17 protein-coding genes and 1 pseudogene are annotated in these 14,104 nt (G+C 39.3%); 17 read left to right on the top strand and 1 reads right to left on the bottom strand.

What is annotated here, in order from left to right; all coding sequences use genetic code 11:
- The first annotated feature begins 27 nt into the window (after positions 1–27).
- Positions 28–816 (top strand): aminoglycoside adenylyltransferase domain-containing protein, encoded by a 789-nt coding sequence (locus AC0VZ9_RS17605; protein WP_252245156.1) that lies wholly within the window; start codon positions 28–30, stop codon positions 814–816.
- A 37-nt stretch (positions 817–853) separates the two neighbouring features.
- Here AC0VZ9_RS17605 and AC0VZ9_RS17600 read toward each other — a convergent pair whose 3' ends face one another.
- Positions 854–1,195, bottom strand: coding sequence for a hypothetical protein (locus AC0VZ9_RS17600; protein WP_009333636.1), 342 nt, complete (start codon positions 1,193–1,195; stop codon positions 854–856).
- 159 nt (positions 1,196–1,354) lie between these two features.
- On the opposite strand from AC0VZ9_RS17600, the gene AC0VZ9_RS17595 reads away from it, so the two are divergent.
- The 16 genes and pseudogenes from AC0VZ9_RS17595 (at position 1,355) to AC0VZ9_RS17520 (ending at position 14,073) form a co-directional block, all read left to right on the top strand.
- Positions 1,355–2,167 (top strand): pentapeptide repeat-containing protein, encoded by an 813-nt coding sequence (locus tag AC0VZ9_RS17595; protein WP_252246547.1) that lies wholly within the window; start codon positions 1,355–1,357, stop codon positions 2,165–2,167.
- A gap of 20 nt (positions 2,168–2,187) precedes the next feature.
- A complete protein-coding gene (locus tag AC0VZ9_RS17590) occupies positions 2,188–2,343 on the top strand; it encodes an NUDIX hydrolase (RefSeq protein WP_252245155.1) in 156 nt (51 codons plus the stop codon).
- Between the two features lie 364 nt (positions 2,344–2,707).
- Complete coding sequence (gene dnaN / locus AC0VZ9_RS17585) at positions 2,708–3,835, top strand: DNA polymerase III subunit beta (RefSeq protein ID WP_475396561.1); 1,128 nt, start codon at positions 2,708–2,710, stop codon at positions 3,833–3,835.
- Positions 3,836–4,101: 266 nt separating this feature from the next.
- Positions 4,102–4,794, top strand: coding sequence for a response regulator transcription factor (locus AC0VZ9_RS17580; RefSeq protein ID WP_009333640.1), 693 nt, complete (start codon positions 4,102–4,104; stop codon positions 4,792–4,794).
- Complete coding sequence (locus AC0VZ9_RS17575) at positions 4,772–6,991, top strand: sensor histidine kinase (RefSeq protein WP_019382558.1); 2,220 nt, start codon at positions 4,772–4,774, stop codon at positions 6,989–6,991. Before AC0VZ9_RS17580 ends, AC0VZ9_RS17575 begins: the two co-directional genes overlap by 23 nt.
- 16 nt (positions 6,992–7,007) lie before the next feature.
- The gene (locus AC0VZ9_RS17570) at positions 7,008–7,508 is read left to right on the top strand and encodes an RNA polymerase sigma factor (RefSeq protein ID WP_019382559.1); all 501 of its coding nucleotides are present in this window, start codon (positions 7,008–7,010) and stop codon (positions 7,506–7,508) included.
- A gap of 212 nt (positions 7,509–7,720) precedes the next feature.
- Positions 7,721–8,200 (top strand): hypothetical protein, encoded by a 480-nt coding sequence (locus AC0VZ9_RS17565; protein WP_251156836.1) that lies wholly within the window; start codon positions 7,721–7,723, stop codon positions 8,198–8,200.
- Positions 8,201–8,976: 776 nt separating this feature from the next.
- Positions 8,977–9,342: a DUF805 domain-containing protein gene (locus tag AC0VZ9_RS17560; protein ID WP_475396560.1), complete on the top strand. Its 366-nt coding sequence runs from the start codon at positions 8,977–8,979 to the stop codon at positions 9,340–9,342.
- A 168-nt stretch (positions 9,343–9,510) separates the two neighbouring features.
- Positions 9,511–9,993: a general stress protein gene (locus tag AC0VZ9_RS17555; protein ID WP_396116531.1), complete on the top strand. Its 483-nt coding sequence runs from the start codon at positions 9,511–9,513 to the stop codon at positions 9,991–9,993.
- 20 nt (positions 9,994–10,013) lie between these two features.
- Positions 10,014–10,384 (top strand): annotated as a pseudogene (locus AC0VZ9_RS17550) (cytidine deaminase).
- A 39-nt stretch (positions 10,385–10,423) separates the two neighbouring features.
- The gene (locus AC0VZ9_RS17545) at positions 10,424–11,293 is read left to right on the top strand and encodes an aminoglycoside 6-adenylyltransferase (protein WP_159345723.1); all 870 of its coding nucleotides are present in this window, start codon (positions 10,424–10,426) and stop codon (positions 11,291–11,293) included.
- Positions 11,281–11,634: a VOC family protein gene (locus AC0VZ9_RS17540; RefSeq protein WP_475396559.1), complete on the top strand. Its 354-nt coding sequence runs from the start codon at positions 11,281–11,283 to the stop codon at positions 11,632–11,634. The genes AC0VZ9_RS17545 and AC0VZ9_RS17540 overlap by 13 nt, the downstream gene beginning before the upstream one ends.
- Positions 11,635–11,647: 13 nt before the next feature.
- On the top strand, positions 11,648–11,857 hold the full coding sequence (locus tag AC0VZ9_RS17535) for a hypothetical protein (RefSeq protein WP_159345725.1): 210 nt from the start codon (positions 11,648–11,650) through the stop codon (positions 11,855–11,857).
- 587 nt (positions 11,858–12,444) lie between these two features.
- On the top strand, positions 12,445–12,987 hold the full coding sequence (locus AC0VZ9_RS17530) for a DUF1572 family protein (RefSeq protein ID WP_009333649.1): 543 nt from the start codon (positions 12,445–12,447) through the stop codon (positions 12,985–12,987).
- A 39-nt stretch (positions 12,988–13,026) separates the two neighbouring features.
- Positions 13,027–13,212: a hypothetical protein gene (locus AC0VZ9_RS17525; protein ID WP_009333650.1), complete on the top strand. Its 186-nt coding sequence runs from the start codon at positions 13,027–13,029 to the stop codon at positions 13,210–13,212.
- A 45-nt stretch (positions 13,213–13,257) separates the two neighbouring features.
- Entirely contained in the window at positions 13,258–14,073 is an 816-nt protein-coding gene (locus AC0VZ9_RS17520) for a lipid II flippase Amj family protein (protein WP_034296771.1), read from the top strand.
- The last annotated feature ends 31 nt before the right edge of the window (positions 14,074–14,104 follow it).

Here is a 14,104-nt window from a genome sequence, read left to right as displayed (position 1 = left end):
CTATTAGAAGTTAGGGGAGAAGTGTAAATGCGAGAACTTCCAATAGTGGTTAATGATTTATTAAATGAGTACATTGATCTAGTAAATGAATATATGCCCATTCAGCTTGAAGGCCTTTATTTGCACGGGTCGCTTGCACTGGATGCTTTTGTGGAAGGATCAAGCGATCTTGATTTTATTGCGGTCACACATAGCGGTTTAACTGAATCAGAATTAAAAAAAGCTAAGGAAATCCATTGGATACTAGCAGATAAATATCAGTTTCCTGAGATGGATGGGGTTTATTTAACTCAAAATGACCTGGGAACGCTTTGTGAATGTTTCTACTATAATAACGGGACAATGAATTATGGGCATTTTCTGAATCCAGTCACCTGGTGGCTTTTAAAGAAGAATGGTATTGTCATTTATGGGGATGTTCCGGTTATAGAGATAAATGCCAATGATTTGGTTTCGTACACTTATGAGAACATGAATACATATTGGGCAAATCGAATCCAGACATTCGAGGAATCGATTGATGAACTTACACAAATAGCCGACTCTGCGATTGATAGAGAAGTTGAATGGACGGTGCTCGGCATTTTGCGTCAGTTTTACACATTGAGAGAGAAGGATATTATCTCTAAGCAAGGGGCTGGGGAGTACTCCTTAAAGCATTTGCCGGAAAAATGGCACCCGATCATAGTGGATGCCATCAATATTCGCAGAGGTGAGGAAAATAGACATTATGCAAGTAAGCGTGATCGAATTGAGGAGACAATTAAACTGTCAAAATATCTTATAAGCCAATCAGCAACAATCAAAAATAAGTGAGCTTCCCTTGATGTGAAGCTCACTTGACTGAAGGCCGTTACGTTATCCTCATTGGAGTATTCAAGTTATGGGAATCCCGATAAGATCGATAAGAGACAAATCTTTTTCCGTGTGAGGATCCATCCAATTGAAGAATCCTTTCATTAATTGTTTCCATATACAGAAAGTCATCATTCGCATTTAGACGATAGAAAGTGTAGGTGTTTCCAAGGAGTTCTTTCTTTGTTATTTGCGTATCGGGATGCTGCTGGATGAATTCTGACAGCTGCTTAACAGAAACTGAAGGAATCTCTGCCATTTCATAAAGCCTTCCTTTAAGGCTGGCTTTTAGCTTGCCTACGGCACTCATTGCCTTTTCTTTATATTTATTCCTGGACATGAAGTCACTCCTTTATAATGAGATATTAAGAATAATTTCCATTTGCAGAAAGAATAAACATTACCGGCAGGAAAGTCAAGAACAGTAACAACTGAAAAAATATTGCTGAAATCTTTCCTGTACTATGAACGATAGGAAGTGGGCGTTTTGCCTAAACAGATGAGTCATTTAATACCCGATTGTGAAAATTGTTTTGGGCTTTGCTGTGTGGCCCTCCCATATGCAAAATCTGCTGACTTTGCTTTTGATAAGGAAGCAGGTAAACCATGTCCCAATCTGCAAGCTGATTTTCGCTGTCAGATACATGCAGACCTAAGGGGAAAAGGCTTCAGAGGATGCACTTCATTTGAATGCTTTGGAGCAGGCCAAAAAGTATCCCAAAACACTTTTATGAATAGAGACTGGCGCACACATCCCGGACTTAAGAAAGAGATGTTTGATGTGTTTCCCATTATGCATCAGCTTCATGAAATGCTTTTCTACTTAACAGAAATTCTATATTTGGAAGCCGCTAGGCCTATTCATGGTGAAGTCAGAGAAATTTTGGACAAAACAGAGGATTTAACTAATATGGAACCGGGTGTGATTATGGGTACTGATGTCCAGTCACATAGGGGGGAAGTTAATAAGCTGCTTCTAAAAGCCAGTGAGCTTGTCAGGAAGAATTCAGGATTGAATCAAAAATCCGCGAAAAAATATAGCGGCCGGAGAGATTTTATCGGAGCCAGATTAAGCGGTGAGGTGTTGTGCGGAGCGAATTTAAGAGGTTCCCTGTTTATTGCTGCTGACCTGCGCAAAGCTGACTTGAGATATACGGATCTTATTGGTGCAGACTTGAGGGACGCGAATTTAAGCGGAGCCAATCTAATGGGAAGTATTTTTCTTACACAGGCTCAGGTTAATTCAGCAAAAGGGGACATGTATACGAAGCTGCCAAAGGGTTTACAGAGACCTCAGCACTGGGTGAATTAAAAGGAAAGAAGAGATACCGAATGACACAGAACGAAATCGTGCTTGCTGCCAGCACATCAATTCTACAGGAAGGCAAAGTGCTGATGATAAAAGAGAATAAACCCATGGTAAAGAATAAATGGAATTTCCCGTCCGGCCGTGTTGAAAAAGGGGAAGATATCCTTGTGGCTGCCTGAAGAGAAGTAAAAGAAGAAACGGGCTTGGACGTAAACCTGACCCATACAACTGGTATCTATAACTTTACCAGCAGTACAAACCATCAGTCATCTTATTCCCTTTTATTGCTCAAATAAGAGGGGGCTTTTTAAACCTTCAGGAAGAGGAAATTGCCGATAGCTTGGTGAACCTGTCAAACCTTAATCGCTTAAAAGACGAGGAACTTCGCGATGCCAAAGTCATAAGGCAAATCCTCCATGCCGTAAAAGCTGATAAACTTTTTCCCTTGGAGCTGTTCAAACAAAGTTATGCTGATAAGGTAAAAGGAATTTTCAGGAATTTTGTCGAAAGAATATCCTATCGATAAAATTAGGTGGGGTATGAATGGAGTTTAAAATTAAGAATGAATATTTTAATAAAGCCGTTGGAGAAGTAAGCAGTGCAATTTCTGCCAAGACACCTTTTCCGATTTTAACCGGGATAAAGCTGACTGCTTGTGAGAACCATTTAAGACTCACTGGAAGCAACTCTGATATTGTGATTGAAAAAGTCATTCCTGCTGCTGATGAAGGGGCTGTACTGGAAATAGTAAAGACTGGCAGTGTTGTAGTAACATCCAGATACCTGACAGAGCTAATTAAAAAGCTGCCGGGTGACATACATATCAAAGTGAATGAAAAGCATAACGTGACAATCATATCAGATGAAATTATCACATACATAAATGGTTTTCCAGCCGAACAGTATCCAAAACTTCCTGAATTTGATAATTCGCACAAGATCCAAATTTCTTCTGTAAAATTATCAGCAATAATAAAGCAGACCGTGTTTGCAGCTTCGAAGAATGATACAAGGCCGGTGCTCACAGGAGTGCATATGATTGTTAAAGAAAATCACTTTTCGTGTGCGGCAACTGACTCACATCGTTTAGCGTTTCTGCAGACAAGGATTGCTTCTGCTTCCAAAAGGTCTTTCATTGTTCCAGGCTCGAGCCTAAAGGAACTTTTAAAGCTATTGGCTCATCAGGAAGAAAGTGAAGTACAAATCTTCTCATCAGAGAGCTATTTAGTTTTCAAAACAAAATCGATCATGCTCTGTTCACGGCTTATTGAAGGCAAGTATCCTGATGTAACTGGACTCATACCGAATGAAGCGAAAACAGTTATAAAACTGGACGCAAAAAAACTATTAAAGGGAATTGACCGTGCCTGCCTGTTTGCCCTCGAATGGAAGAATAACAATGTCCTCCTGGAGATAAAAGAAGGGGCATTGAAAATATCTTCAGTTTCCTCTGCCATTGGAAAAATTGAAGAAACACAGCCTCTGTTAGAAATCACCGGCGAGCGGGAACTATCCATATCACTTGATGGGAACTTTTTAATGGATGCCCTAAAAGCTATTCAGGAAGAGCATGTACTTTTAAGCTTCAGCGGTTCAATGAAGCCGGTTATAATCAAGCCTGTCAGCGGCGAATCTTATATTCAGCTTGTTTCGCCCGTCCGTTCGTATTGAGAGCAGTCTTCTTACAGAATAAATGACATTTCTAAATCACTTTTTGCACCATTCACCAGCTGGGACAGCTGGCGGATGGTGCTTTTTTATGACTTACAATTACAAGTCTATATTTCCATTTCCATCCATTATAAAATAGAAGGGATGTAAAACTTAAGAAATGCAGATTCAATCTTAAGAAATTCTTAAGATTTCTATTACATTAATGTTAAGATTTTGCGTTTAGTATAAAAATATGAAAAGAGCACCTTGAAAGCAGGGGGATTATGGATAACTATTATGTACTCGTCGTAGATGATGAAAAAGAGATAAGAGATGCTATAGAAATTTATCTTAAAAATGAAGGCATTACTGTATTAAAAGCGAAAGATGGAATCGAAGCTCTGGAGATATTGAATGAGAATCAGGTGCATCTGATTATTTTGGATGTCATGATGCCAAAGCTGGATGGCATTTCAGCTACATATAAAATTCGCGAAAAGAAAAACATCCCGATTATTATTCTGAGTGCCAAAACAGAGGATACAGATAAAATCCTGGGGCTGCAGGTTGGAGCTGATGATTATGTGACCAAGCCTTTCAATCCTATGGAATTGGTTGCCCGTGTGAAATCACAGCTGAGAAGATATGTGACATTCGGAACGTTTGAAGGAGTCAAAAAAGTGATTGATCTGAACGGTCTCATGCTGGATAAGGAAGCAAAAGAAGTGAGTGTTAATGGAGAGCCAGTGAAAATGACTCCGATCGAGTATAAAATTGTGGAACTTTTAATGACGAATGCCGGACGCGTTTTTTCCATTAATGAAATTTATGAACGGGTATGGAACGAGCCGTACTATAACGCAGAAAATACGGTGGCAGTCCATATTCGGAAAATCCGTGAAAAGATTGAAATCGACCCGAAAAATCCGAGATATTTAAAGGTGGTATGGGGAATTGGATACAAGATGGAAAAATAAATTCATCATTGCGATGATAACGGTTTTATTTGCTTACGGAGCGAGCGGCGTTTTGTCTGTTCTAATAAACGGAAGGGAATATGCAAACCCGGACTATTTTCACACAAATCAGTTTAGAAGTGATTTGGATCAATATGCCGGATACCTGGAAATGTTCGAACTGAATAACCTTACCCTCGAAAAAGCTAAGGAAGCCATCGAGGTGTCGGAAGAGGACATCCATGAACATCGCTATCGTTATGGGACTCTGCCTGAACAAATAGATAATATTAGAAGCCAATATGAATATAGAATCCAAGAGGCAAAGGACACTGAAAATAATGAATTTGCCAAGGCTTTAACCGATCAGATGAACAAAAGAATCGAGGATATTACGAAGAACTTTGAGAGCGATGAACACGTACGCCCCAAAGTGATAAAAGAAAAAGAAGAAAAAATAGAAGAGTTTTTCAAGGAAAAAGAACAATTGCGGGATCAGTATGACTTTTATGAGGATTCATTTACTTATTATTTTGAGGACACTTCCACTGGTGAAGTATACACCAATTTAACTTTGTCCAAAAATGAGTCTCCGGATGAAGTAATGAAAAAAGAGATGGTTTATCATACCGATTACACCATGGACAAAAATTACTTCCTTCATATTATTATGGGGGGGTATGAGGGGTTTGAACAGTCGCTGGTAGAATCGCAATCAGGCTACTTTAAAGGACAAATTGGCCTGGCTAAAAATCTTCCTGATTCAAATATGTTCATTGACCAAAATAATCTTTTCAAACAAAAGCAGATTGTATTATTAATCTATGGCGGCTCAGCGGTTTTGGCTGTTATCGCTGCATTGATTGCTGGCAGAAGGTCAAAGGCCCTGTCTGCTGAAATCAAAAGGTGGGAGCCTTTATATAATAAGCTCCCTATTGATTTAAGAATAATCTTCTTGGGATTGACAGTAATAGGGAGCAGTTTAGCTCTTTTTCTGATAAATGATTTTCTAATAGACTCCTACAATATCCTGCCGCGTGTTATTGAATTGATTATTGTGCTACTTGGAGCATCTGTTCTATGCGGTCTGACAATTGTTCAGCTCAAATATATCGCGGGTGAATTTAAGGACTTGGAAAACGCAAAGGCAGTTTTGAAAAAGAGTCTGGTTTATAGAACGGCTGGCGGTTTGAAAACCAGCCTGCAGGAAGCCTTTTTAAACCGGAGTACAGGAACGCAGCTGTTTGTTGTTCTAATAATCATCTTTGGAATGGGAATGGGTTCAATTGTCATGTTCTTCCATCCGCTATTTGCCCTGTTTTATGTAATGCTCTTAGCGTTTGCAGGTATTCCGCTGGTTATGGCACTAATCAGGCGCTTAGGCTATTTCAACCGAATTGTTGAGACCGCAAATGAATTGGCAACGGGTCACATGGGCCAGGACTTGCCGGTTAAAGGAAAAGGTGTTCTGGCTTCACTCGCAGGAAATATTAATGTATTGAAGCAGGGCGTCAAAACTTCCCTTAGCGAGCAGGCAAAAAGCGAAAGGCTGAAAACGGAGCTGATAACAAATGTCAGTCACGATCTAAGAACACCATTAACTTCCATTATTACGTACACGGAGCTGCTGAAGTCAGGTGAGGTTTCTGAGGACGATCGCTCTGCCTACCTTGAAATCATTGACCGGAAGTCTAAACGTCTAAAGGTTTTGATTGATGATTTATTCGAAGTCTCGAAAATGGCTAGCGGCAATATTGAGCTCCGGAAGGAAAGAGTGGATCTTATCCAGCTGCTGCAGCAGGCTCTCGCGGAGCATAATAACGCTATTAATGAATCCAATCTGCATTTCAGAGTAACCAAACCTGATCATCCGGCAATCGCATTCGTAGATGGCCAAAAGCTCTGGCGAGTCTTTGATAATTTAATTGGCAATATACTGAAATACTCATTGGAAAACTCAAGGGTCTATATTGCGATAGCGAAAGTGAAAGGCCAGGCAGTTATAACGTTTAAAAATGTTTCTAAATATGAATTGGACGATCAAAGCGAAGAACTGTTCGAGCGTTTCAAACGAGGAGATAAATCAAGGCATACAGATGGTTCAGGCCTGGGGCTTGCCATAGCCAAATCGATTATTGATCTTCATGATGGAAATCTTGAAATAGATACAGATGGTGACTTGTTCAAGGTGAGCATTTCACTGAATATAGAGGAGTAAGGGAAGAGGATGGATTATGGATATTACCGAGCTGTATACGTGTCATTATAAACGCCTTTATCATATATGTTTCTCAATGACAAGAGACGCTTATCTTGCGGAGGATATCGTTCAAGAAACTTTTATTAAAGCCATGAAGAAAGCGGAAACGATTATCGATGAAGAAAAAGCGGGGGCATGGCTGTCTGTCATTGCCCGAAGGACTGCCCTGGACGCTATTCGGAGAGAAAGGCGGAAGGCTGCTGTGCCGATGGAGCAGGACATGCTCGAATGTCTCGGTGTTGCTACAAAACAGAATGTCGAGCAGGAAGTTGAATCCGGCTTTGCTGCTGAGGAAATCACCGGGGCTGTAAAGAAGCTGACAGGCAGCTATAGAGATATTCTTTTGCTGAAAATAGACCGGGGATTAAAGGAAAGGGAAATAGCGGCTATGCTTAATTTAAATCCTTCAACTGTAAAAACCAGAATCTTCAGGGCTCGAAAGCAGCTGAAAATGATGGTGAAAATGGGGGCATAATAACGAAAAAGAGAGCAATTGGCCAATAAGATTGGCCGCTTGCTCTCTTTTACATTTATCCTTCCGGCATGGGTGTCGTAGCAGACTCGAATCCGATGGACTTGTACTTCTTCATATCAGGTCAATTGTCTTCGCCTCCTTTGCATAGCAGACGTCCGAATTAGTAAATAATAATAATATAAACTTTCGAGAAAGAGATATAAGGAATAACTATGATCTTACTTATAGCTTCAATAATCGCCTTTAATATGATTGCCTTCAAAATAAATAAAAAAATGACTCCCAGCCAAGTATTGCAAATCTGGACTTTTACAATAGCTTTTCAGATGTTATTTGATTTAGTTGTTGAATTTAAACATCATCATTATTGGTACTTTTCTCCAGGTGTTGAATGGGCAGGCTTGCTGCCGAGGTTATTTTTAATTCCGCCGGTAAACATCATTTTTTTGAACGGATACCCTTTTTCAAAAGGGATTATTAAAAAAATGGTTTATATGCTTTTCTTTGTTGCGGCAATTATCCTTTATGAAATGGCGGCTCTGCTTCCTGAACCCTGGGGTTACTTTAATTATGGTACATGGAAAATATGGTATTCGATTATGGTAGATCCATTTCTTCTGCTGTCTCTCGTTTTATTTTATAAATTTATGATTTTATTAGAGCAGAAAAGTTCTTTCCATCAAAAGTATTGAAACAATAAAAGGCGGTTCATTGTATGTATTGGTTTCCTTATCTTTCCTTGCCAAATAATCTGATAAAAGCTCTTATCGAAAATAGAAATTTACGTCAGCTGGGTTGTCATTGCTTTAATTAACTTAAGAACGGATGCAATGCTAAGTTTATATTTTCGCCTATATAAGCTAAACAGCGGGGAAGCGTAGCTGGGAGTCCGTATCATTGAACTGACTCTTGAAAGCATCATTTGGGATTATTTTTTTAAATTTCATGCCAGAAAGTAAGCCTCTTTTTTCTTCTATACAGCAGCCTGGGTCATTTTTTCACTTCTTTTCGACTGGGTTACAGTCAAGAATTATTTCTCCTGTAAAAGTGGTATCATGCCCCCTATTTTTATGTGTTTGATTTGCATATTATTAGGTGAAATTAAAGCTTCCTGCTTGTGCCGGAAGCTCATTATCTGTTTGGGAGCCTATCTTTATGCCTGGCCATTCTGTTATCGAACAATTTTTTGGCCTCGTGCTTTATCACACCTCGAAGTGTTGTCAGTATTTTCATGTTTATCACCACTATAGAAATATGCCGCAAAAATCATTCAGTGCAAGTCCTTATATCTGCTAAGATGAGGAACAAAAGACTCCTGCTCCGTTAATTAGAGGCAGGAGTTTTTTATTTCATTTTTGGGGGAGAACATTATTCAATTTTCGATAAATAATCCATATTTTCCCCTGCTGAAAAAAGGTTTTTATTATTGATATAATAGATGGATGTGTACAGCGGAGGTGAAAACAGCATGAATGCATTTATTAATGTGATTAAAGAATCATTCAATTTCAGCGGAAGATCCAGACGAAGAGAATATTGGATGTTTATTTTGTTTACATTTCTCATCTCAATCATTTTAACTATTATTGAGATGATTTTTGGATGGGAGATTACAGAGGACATTGGAATCCTTACAACTCTCTTCTCTCTGATTATGTTAATTCCGAGTCTTTCTGTAACTGTCAGAAGGCTGCACGACACCGGGAAAAGCGGCTGGTGGATTCTAATTTCTTTGATTCCTTTAATCGGAGGGATTATAATCCTCATCTTTACTCTAATGGATAGTGAACCTGGATCAAATAAATACGGGCCATATCCTAAAAAAGCAGTATAATAAAAATCTTCAGCCGCCTTGGCTGGAGTTTTTTTTTGAAACCTTTTTTTAGAAAATTCGTATTACTAATAAGTGGTACTCTTTACCTGGAAGTGAGGAATTTTGGTGAGGAATCGAATATTGAAGAGACTTTCCTATCTTTTTACTGGTGAAACAACGAGTCTCATAATGTTTGTTTTTGTTAGTTATATGGTGAATTATGCTTATCCTGATCTCCATTTATATTCACTTTTTTCTTTCTGGTCATCGTTTCTGCTGCTGGAGTTTTTACTCCTTCAAGGCTCCATTTATTGGTTTGTAAAATGGAAGCGGTTAAAAAAAGAAAATACAGCTGCTGCACCGATAAGGCTGATTAAACAGTTAAGGGCCATAAAAAAATGGAACATTGCTATCATAATAATTATTCCTGCTGCCTTCATAGCAGATTATTATATGTGGCAACCATCAACATCTCAGGGACTGACTATTGCCGCCTTTATCTATATCTTTGCCATCCTCGAGTATGTTAACTATTTTCATATTCAGTTATCTTATGATAATCGCTCTGACATTAACAGCCTCAAGCAGTCAAAGCGCTTTAAACAATCATGCTTGAGCAAAGACTTTAAAAGACTGAAAAATTTAAAAGCAAAAAGCAGGAATTTAGGGTGAGCATACTGAACACACATGACATGGAAATGATAGAATCAGCAAATAAATTAATGAAGAAATTATACCAGGAAGGAAAACATCATGTTGCCGCACCAGTCAGAACCAAATCCGGCAAGGTCTATACTGCGGTGAATCTTGAAGCTTATATTGGAAGAGCTGCTGTCTGTGCTGAAGCAATTGTACTTGGAAAAGCCATATCAGAAGGCGATCGGGAATTTGAGACTATTGTTGCCGTACTATCAAACAGTGAAGGGTCTGATTCCCGTGTGGTCTCCCCATGGGAATGTGCAGGGAACTGATGAGCGATTATGGGGAAGATATACAAGTGATTCTGCCAGGTAAAGGCGATGTTTTTAGGAAATTTGGGGTAATGGAATTGCTGCCGGATTAGTATAAAAGAATTTAGTATATTGGAGGCTGATTTGTATGAATGGGATTATATGCTAAATACAAAAGAAGAGATTCTGAACTTCCGCGACATAGAGAAAAAATCATGCATTCTATTGAAAAGGATTTGATACTTGATCAAAATGTATTATCTGTTTTTTATGGCGGTTCCATAGGAGAAAACAGTACGGATTTATTTTCAGACATTGATCTGCGGATTATCGTGAATGATAAGGTATTTGAGGAATATAGGCTTAATAAAAAGGAAAGGGCGAAAAAATGGGGAAATGTATTATTCTTCGAAGATAATCCCCGCGCATCACATACAGTTGCACACTATATTAATTTTATTAAAGTAGATGCATTTTATTATCGTTCACAACAGCTCCAGCCATCTGTATGGCTTCAGAATATTAAGATTGTTCATGATATGGCTGGAGTAATGCTTGCATTATCGGAAAAGTCAAAAGGTTTAACTTACCAGCCAGCTCTTGAGGAAGTAGAAAGCTGGAGAAATAAATTTTTTGCCTATGTACATGAGATATACAGAAGAGTGAGCCGGGGGGAGATATATTATGCTCTGCACTGCCTGGACAATCTCCGGTTATCCATAGTAACTGCATGGCATATGGAAGCAGGGCTGCAGCCAAATACCTTTGGAGACTGGGCCAGATTGCAGGGAACAAGGAGCAAACTGGAAACCTGGCAGCTAAAACTACTGGAGGAATGGTTCAGCAGTCCGAAACCCTCTGAAATTATGAAGGTAATGACAAGCATGTTCCCGGAATTCAGAAGAGTTCATGCATGTCTTTGTCACAAGGTTGGGCTGGAAGAAAATGATGTTTTGGCGGAAAAGGTACTAGGAATGGTAAATTTAGACAAAGAAAGCAGGCGAGACCAATGGCGAAAGTAACCGGATTTGAATTAAACAGCCAGGAACCGGAAAAAGCAGCTGAGTTTTATTCCAATGTTTTCGGATGGGAGATTGAAGAACCGAATTGGGGATATTGGCCAGTCAAGACAGGGAATGACCAAAATCAAGCTGTAAATGGGGGCATCAGTAAAGGGCCAAAAGATTACCCTCATAGAACCCGTATTCAGATAGAAGTGGAATCGATTGACGAATCCATTTCTCTTGCAAAGGAAAATGGGGCAATGGTGGTAAGGGACAAAATGGAATTTGATGATTTCTATCTTGCCTATCTGGTGGATCCGGTCGGGCTTGGGTTTGGGCTTATACAGAAAAAGGGATAAGAGTGATGTTTTAGTGGCGTCCCTCTTGCTTTCTGTCATGATAAAGGAGGTTTTCAATATTCAGCCGCCTGGTAACGATTCCATGGGAATGGCGGAATACATGATTCAAGAACTAATAACGACGAAAAAGACGAAGGTCGAAGGAAAATGGGAGTTAATCGAGAAGAATAACGACGAAAAAGACGAGTGTCGAAGGAAAATGGGAGTTAATCGAGAAGAATAACGACGAAAAAGACGAGTGTCGAAGGAAAATGGTAGTTAATCGAGAAGAATAACGACGAAAAAGACGAAGGTCGAAGGAAAATGGGAGTTAATCGAGAAGAATAACGACGAAAAAGACGAGTGTTGAAGGAAAATGGGAGTTAATCGAGAAGAATAACGACGAGAAAGACGAAGGTCGAAGGAAAATGGTAATTAATCGAGAGGAATAACGACGAAAAAGACGAAGGTCGGAGGAAAATGGTAGTTAATCGAGAGGAATAACGACGAAAAAGACGAAGGTCGGAGGAAAATGGGGGTTAATTAAGAATAATAACGACGAAAAAGACAAGGGTAGAAGGAAAATGGTAGTTAGTCGAGATGAATAATGCCCAAAACGACGAGGGCCGAAGGAAAATGGGAAGTAATAAGAAGAATAACGGCGAAAATCCGAGTGTCGAAGGAAAATGTAGTTAATCAAGAAGAATAATGACGAAAAAGACAAGGGTAGAAGGAAATGGTAGTTAATCCTGCGTCTCTTCAAAAAACGATTTCACAGGTATAGGTCCTAATGAGTCCCAATCTTACTGAAGTTAAAAAGGAGGCCATATTATGAGTATAGGTGCAAATTATCTAATGATCGTAAAGAAAAGATTCCAGGCAGTGAAGGAATTAGCGGATATAACCATTCAGCGGCTTTCCAATGAGGAATTGAATTGGGCTTGCAATGAAGAGTCCAATAGTACAGCGGTAATTATCAGGCATATGAGCGGCAATATGGTTTCACGGTGGACCAATTTTTTGACATCAGATGGAGAAAAGCCTTATCGAAACAGGGATGAGGAGTTTTCAACAGCCACAGCCACAAAGGATGAACTATTATTGATTTGGGAAAAAGGGTGGAAGGTACTGTTTTCCGCTTTAGATAGTTTAAAAGAGGAGGATCTGCTTAAAAATATCACTATTCGAGGCGAGAGCCATCTAGTTATGGATGCAATAGAAAGGCAGATGGCCCATTATTCTTACCATGTTGGACAGATTGTTTATATCGGCAAGCTATTAAAAAACGAAGAGTGGGAAAGTCTCAGTATTCCGAGAGGGAAATCCGATGAATTTCTTAAGGAAATGCTCGACAAGCACGATGCCGGAAAATAGGATAGGCAGTGCATTATTTGCAATTGAGGAGGGAAATCATTGAGTAAACTAAGAATATCGCTGGCGGCAGGCAACATTTTAATTTCCCTTTATATGTTAATCACCCAAAGCTTTGATTGGATTCCATTTAGTTCTTTTCTTTTAGGCATGTTAATGCTGGTGATAGGCTGGGAAGAGCTGAAGAAAGGCAAAAGGGGATTCTTTTTCATCACGCTTCAAACATAATTAGCCTAATGGTATAATAAGGAAAAATCGAAAGAAGTGTTCTTTTTGGATCTTATGACGGGGAAAATCGTGTTTACTTCTTTATTTATTATCCTTATACATAGTATTGAAACACTGGCTTATGCAGTCCGATTATCGGGTGCCAGGGTCAAGCTGATAGCATCAGGGCTTTCTTTGTTCAGTACCATTGTCATTGTTTCACGAATGGCAAACATGGGGCAGCAGCCTTTGCTTGGCAGTATTATTGATACAGCGCCTGAACAAAACTTTCTCGTTTATGTGGAAAGCCAATTCAGGGTGTTAATAGGGGCATCCACAATAGGAACCATAATTGGAATTCTATTGCTCCCAACATTCATAGCCATTTTCTCAAGAGCGATTATCCGTCTTGCCGATGAGGAAGGGTCGGTTCCTTCATTACTGAAAATCGGGTTTAATTGGAAATCGGCAAAGAGAATGGTTAAACATTTTAAAATTCCGAGAATCTCCTATTTAAATGGGCTTAAACTTAGTGAAATTCCAAAACGGCTATTTTTATTCAATATGTTTGTAACAGCCATATATACAATTGGAGTACTGGCAGCCTTATATGCTTCCCTGCTTACAACGGCTAGCTCAAATACTGCTGTAATGGCATCCGGACTCATAAACGGTGTGGCAACGATTCTTCTATCCATTTTTGTGGACCCGAAAATTTCTGTTATGTCAGATAATGTGGTGCACGGGAAGGCCAAGTATTCGAATTTAAAAGGAATTTCGATTATGATGGTTACCTCCAGATTGATTGGAACAGTCCTTGCACAAATCATGTTTATACCCGGTGCATATTACATAGCCTGGGCTTCAAAGTTTTTTGTATAAAACATAAATAGAAACGGCACTGTCCATCCAG

This window comes from Cytobacillus sp. QJM3NY_8, from assembly GCF_056173585.1.
Note: the sequence above shows the minus strand (reverse complement) of the source record. Positions and strands in the feature narration are given on the sequence as shown.

Excerpts from the sequence above, each read along its gene's own strand:
- AC0VZ9_RS17605 (WP_252245156.1), top strand. The coding sequence starts at position 28 with ATGCGAGAACTTCCAATAGTGGTTAATGATTTATTAAATGAGTACATT.
- AC0VZ9_RS17565 (WP_251156836.1), top strand. The coding sequence starts at position 7,721 with ATGATCTTACTTATAGCTTCAATAATCGCCTTTAATATGATTGCCTTC.
- AC0VZ9_RS17555 (WP_396116531.1), top strand. The coding sequence starts at position 9,511 with ATGTTTGTTTTTGTTAGTTATATGGTGAATTATGCTTATCCTGATCTC.
- AC0VZ9_RS17545 (WP_159345723.1), top strand. The coding sequence starts at position 10,424 with ATGGGATTATATGCTAAATACAAAAGAAGAGATTCTGAACTTCCGCGA.
- AC0VZ9_RS17580 (WP_009333640.1), top strand. The coding sequence starts at position 4,102 with ATGGATAACTATTATGTACTCGTCGTAGATGATGAAAAAGAGATAAGA.
- AC0VZ9_RS17570 (WP_019382559.1), top strand. The coding sequence starts at position 7,008 with ATGGATATTACCGAGCTGTATACGTGTCATTATAAACGCCTTTATCAT.
- AC0VZ9_RS17595 (WP_252246547.1), top strand. The coding sequence starts at position 1,355 with ATGAGTCATTTAATACCCGATTGTGAAAATTGTTTTGGGCTTTGCTGT.
- AC0VZ9_RS17540 (WP_475396559.1), top strand. The coding sequence starts at position 11,281 with ATGGCGAAAGTAACCGGATTTGAATTAAACAGCCAGGAACCGGAAAAA.
- AC0VZ9_RS17530 (WP_009333649.1), top strand. The coding sequence starts at position 12,445 with ATGAGTATAGGTGCAAATTATCTAATGATCGTAAAGAAAAGATTCCAG.
- AC0VZ9_RS17600 (WP_009333636.1), bottom strand. The coding sequence starts at position 1,195 with ATGTCCAGGAATAAATATAAAGAAAAGGCAATGAGTGCCGTAGGCAAG.
- AC0VZ9_RS17560 (WP_475396560.1), top strand. The coding sequence starts at position 8,977 with ATGAATGCATTTATTAATGTGATTAAAGAATCATTCAATTTCAGCGGA.
- dnaN (WP_475396561.1), top strand. The coding sequence starts at position 2,708 with ATGGAGTTTAAAATTAAGAATGAATATTTTAATAAAGCCGTTGGAGAA.
- AC0VZ9_RS17590 (WP_252245155.1), top strand. The coding sequence starts at position 2,188 with ATGACACAGAACGAAATCGTGCTTGCTGCCAGCACATCAATTCTACAG.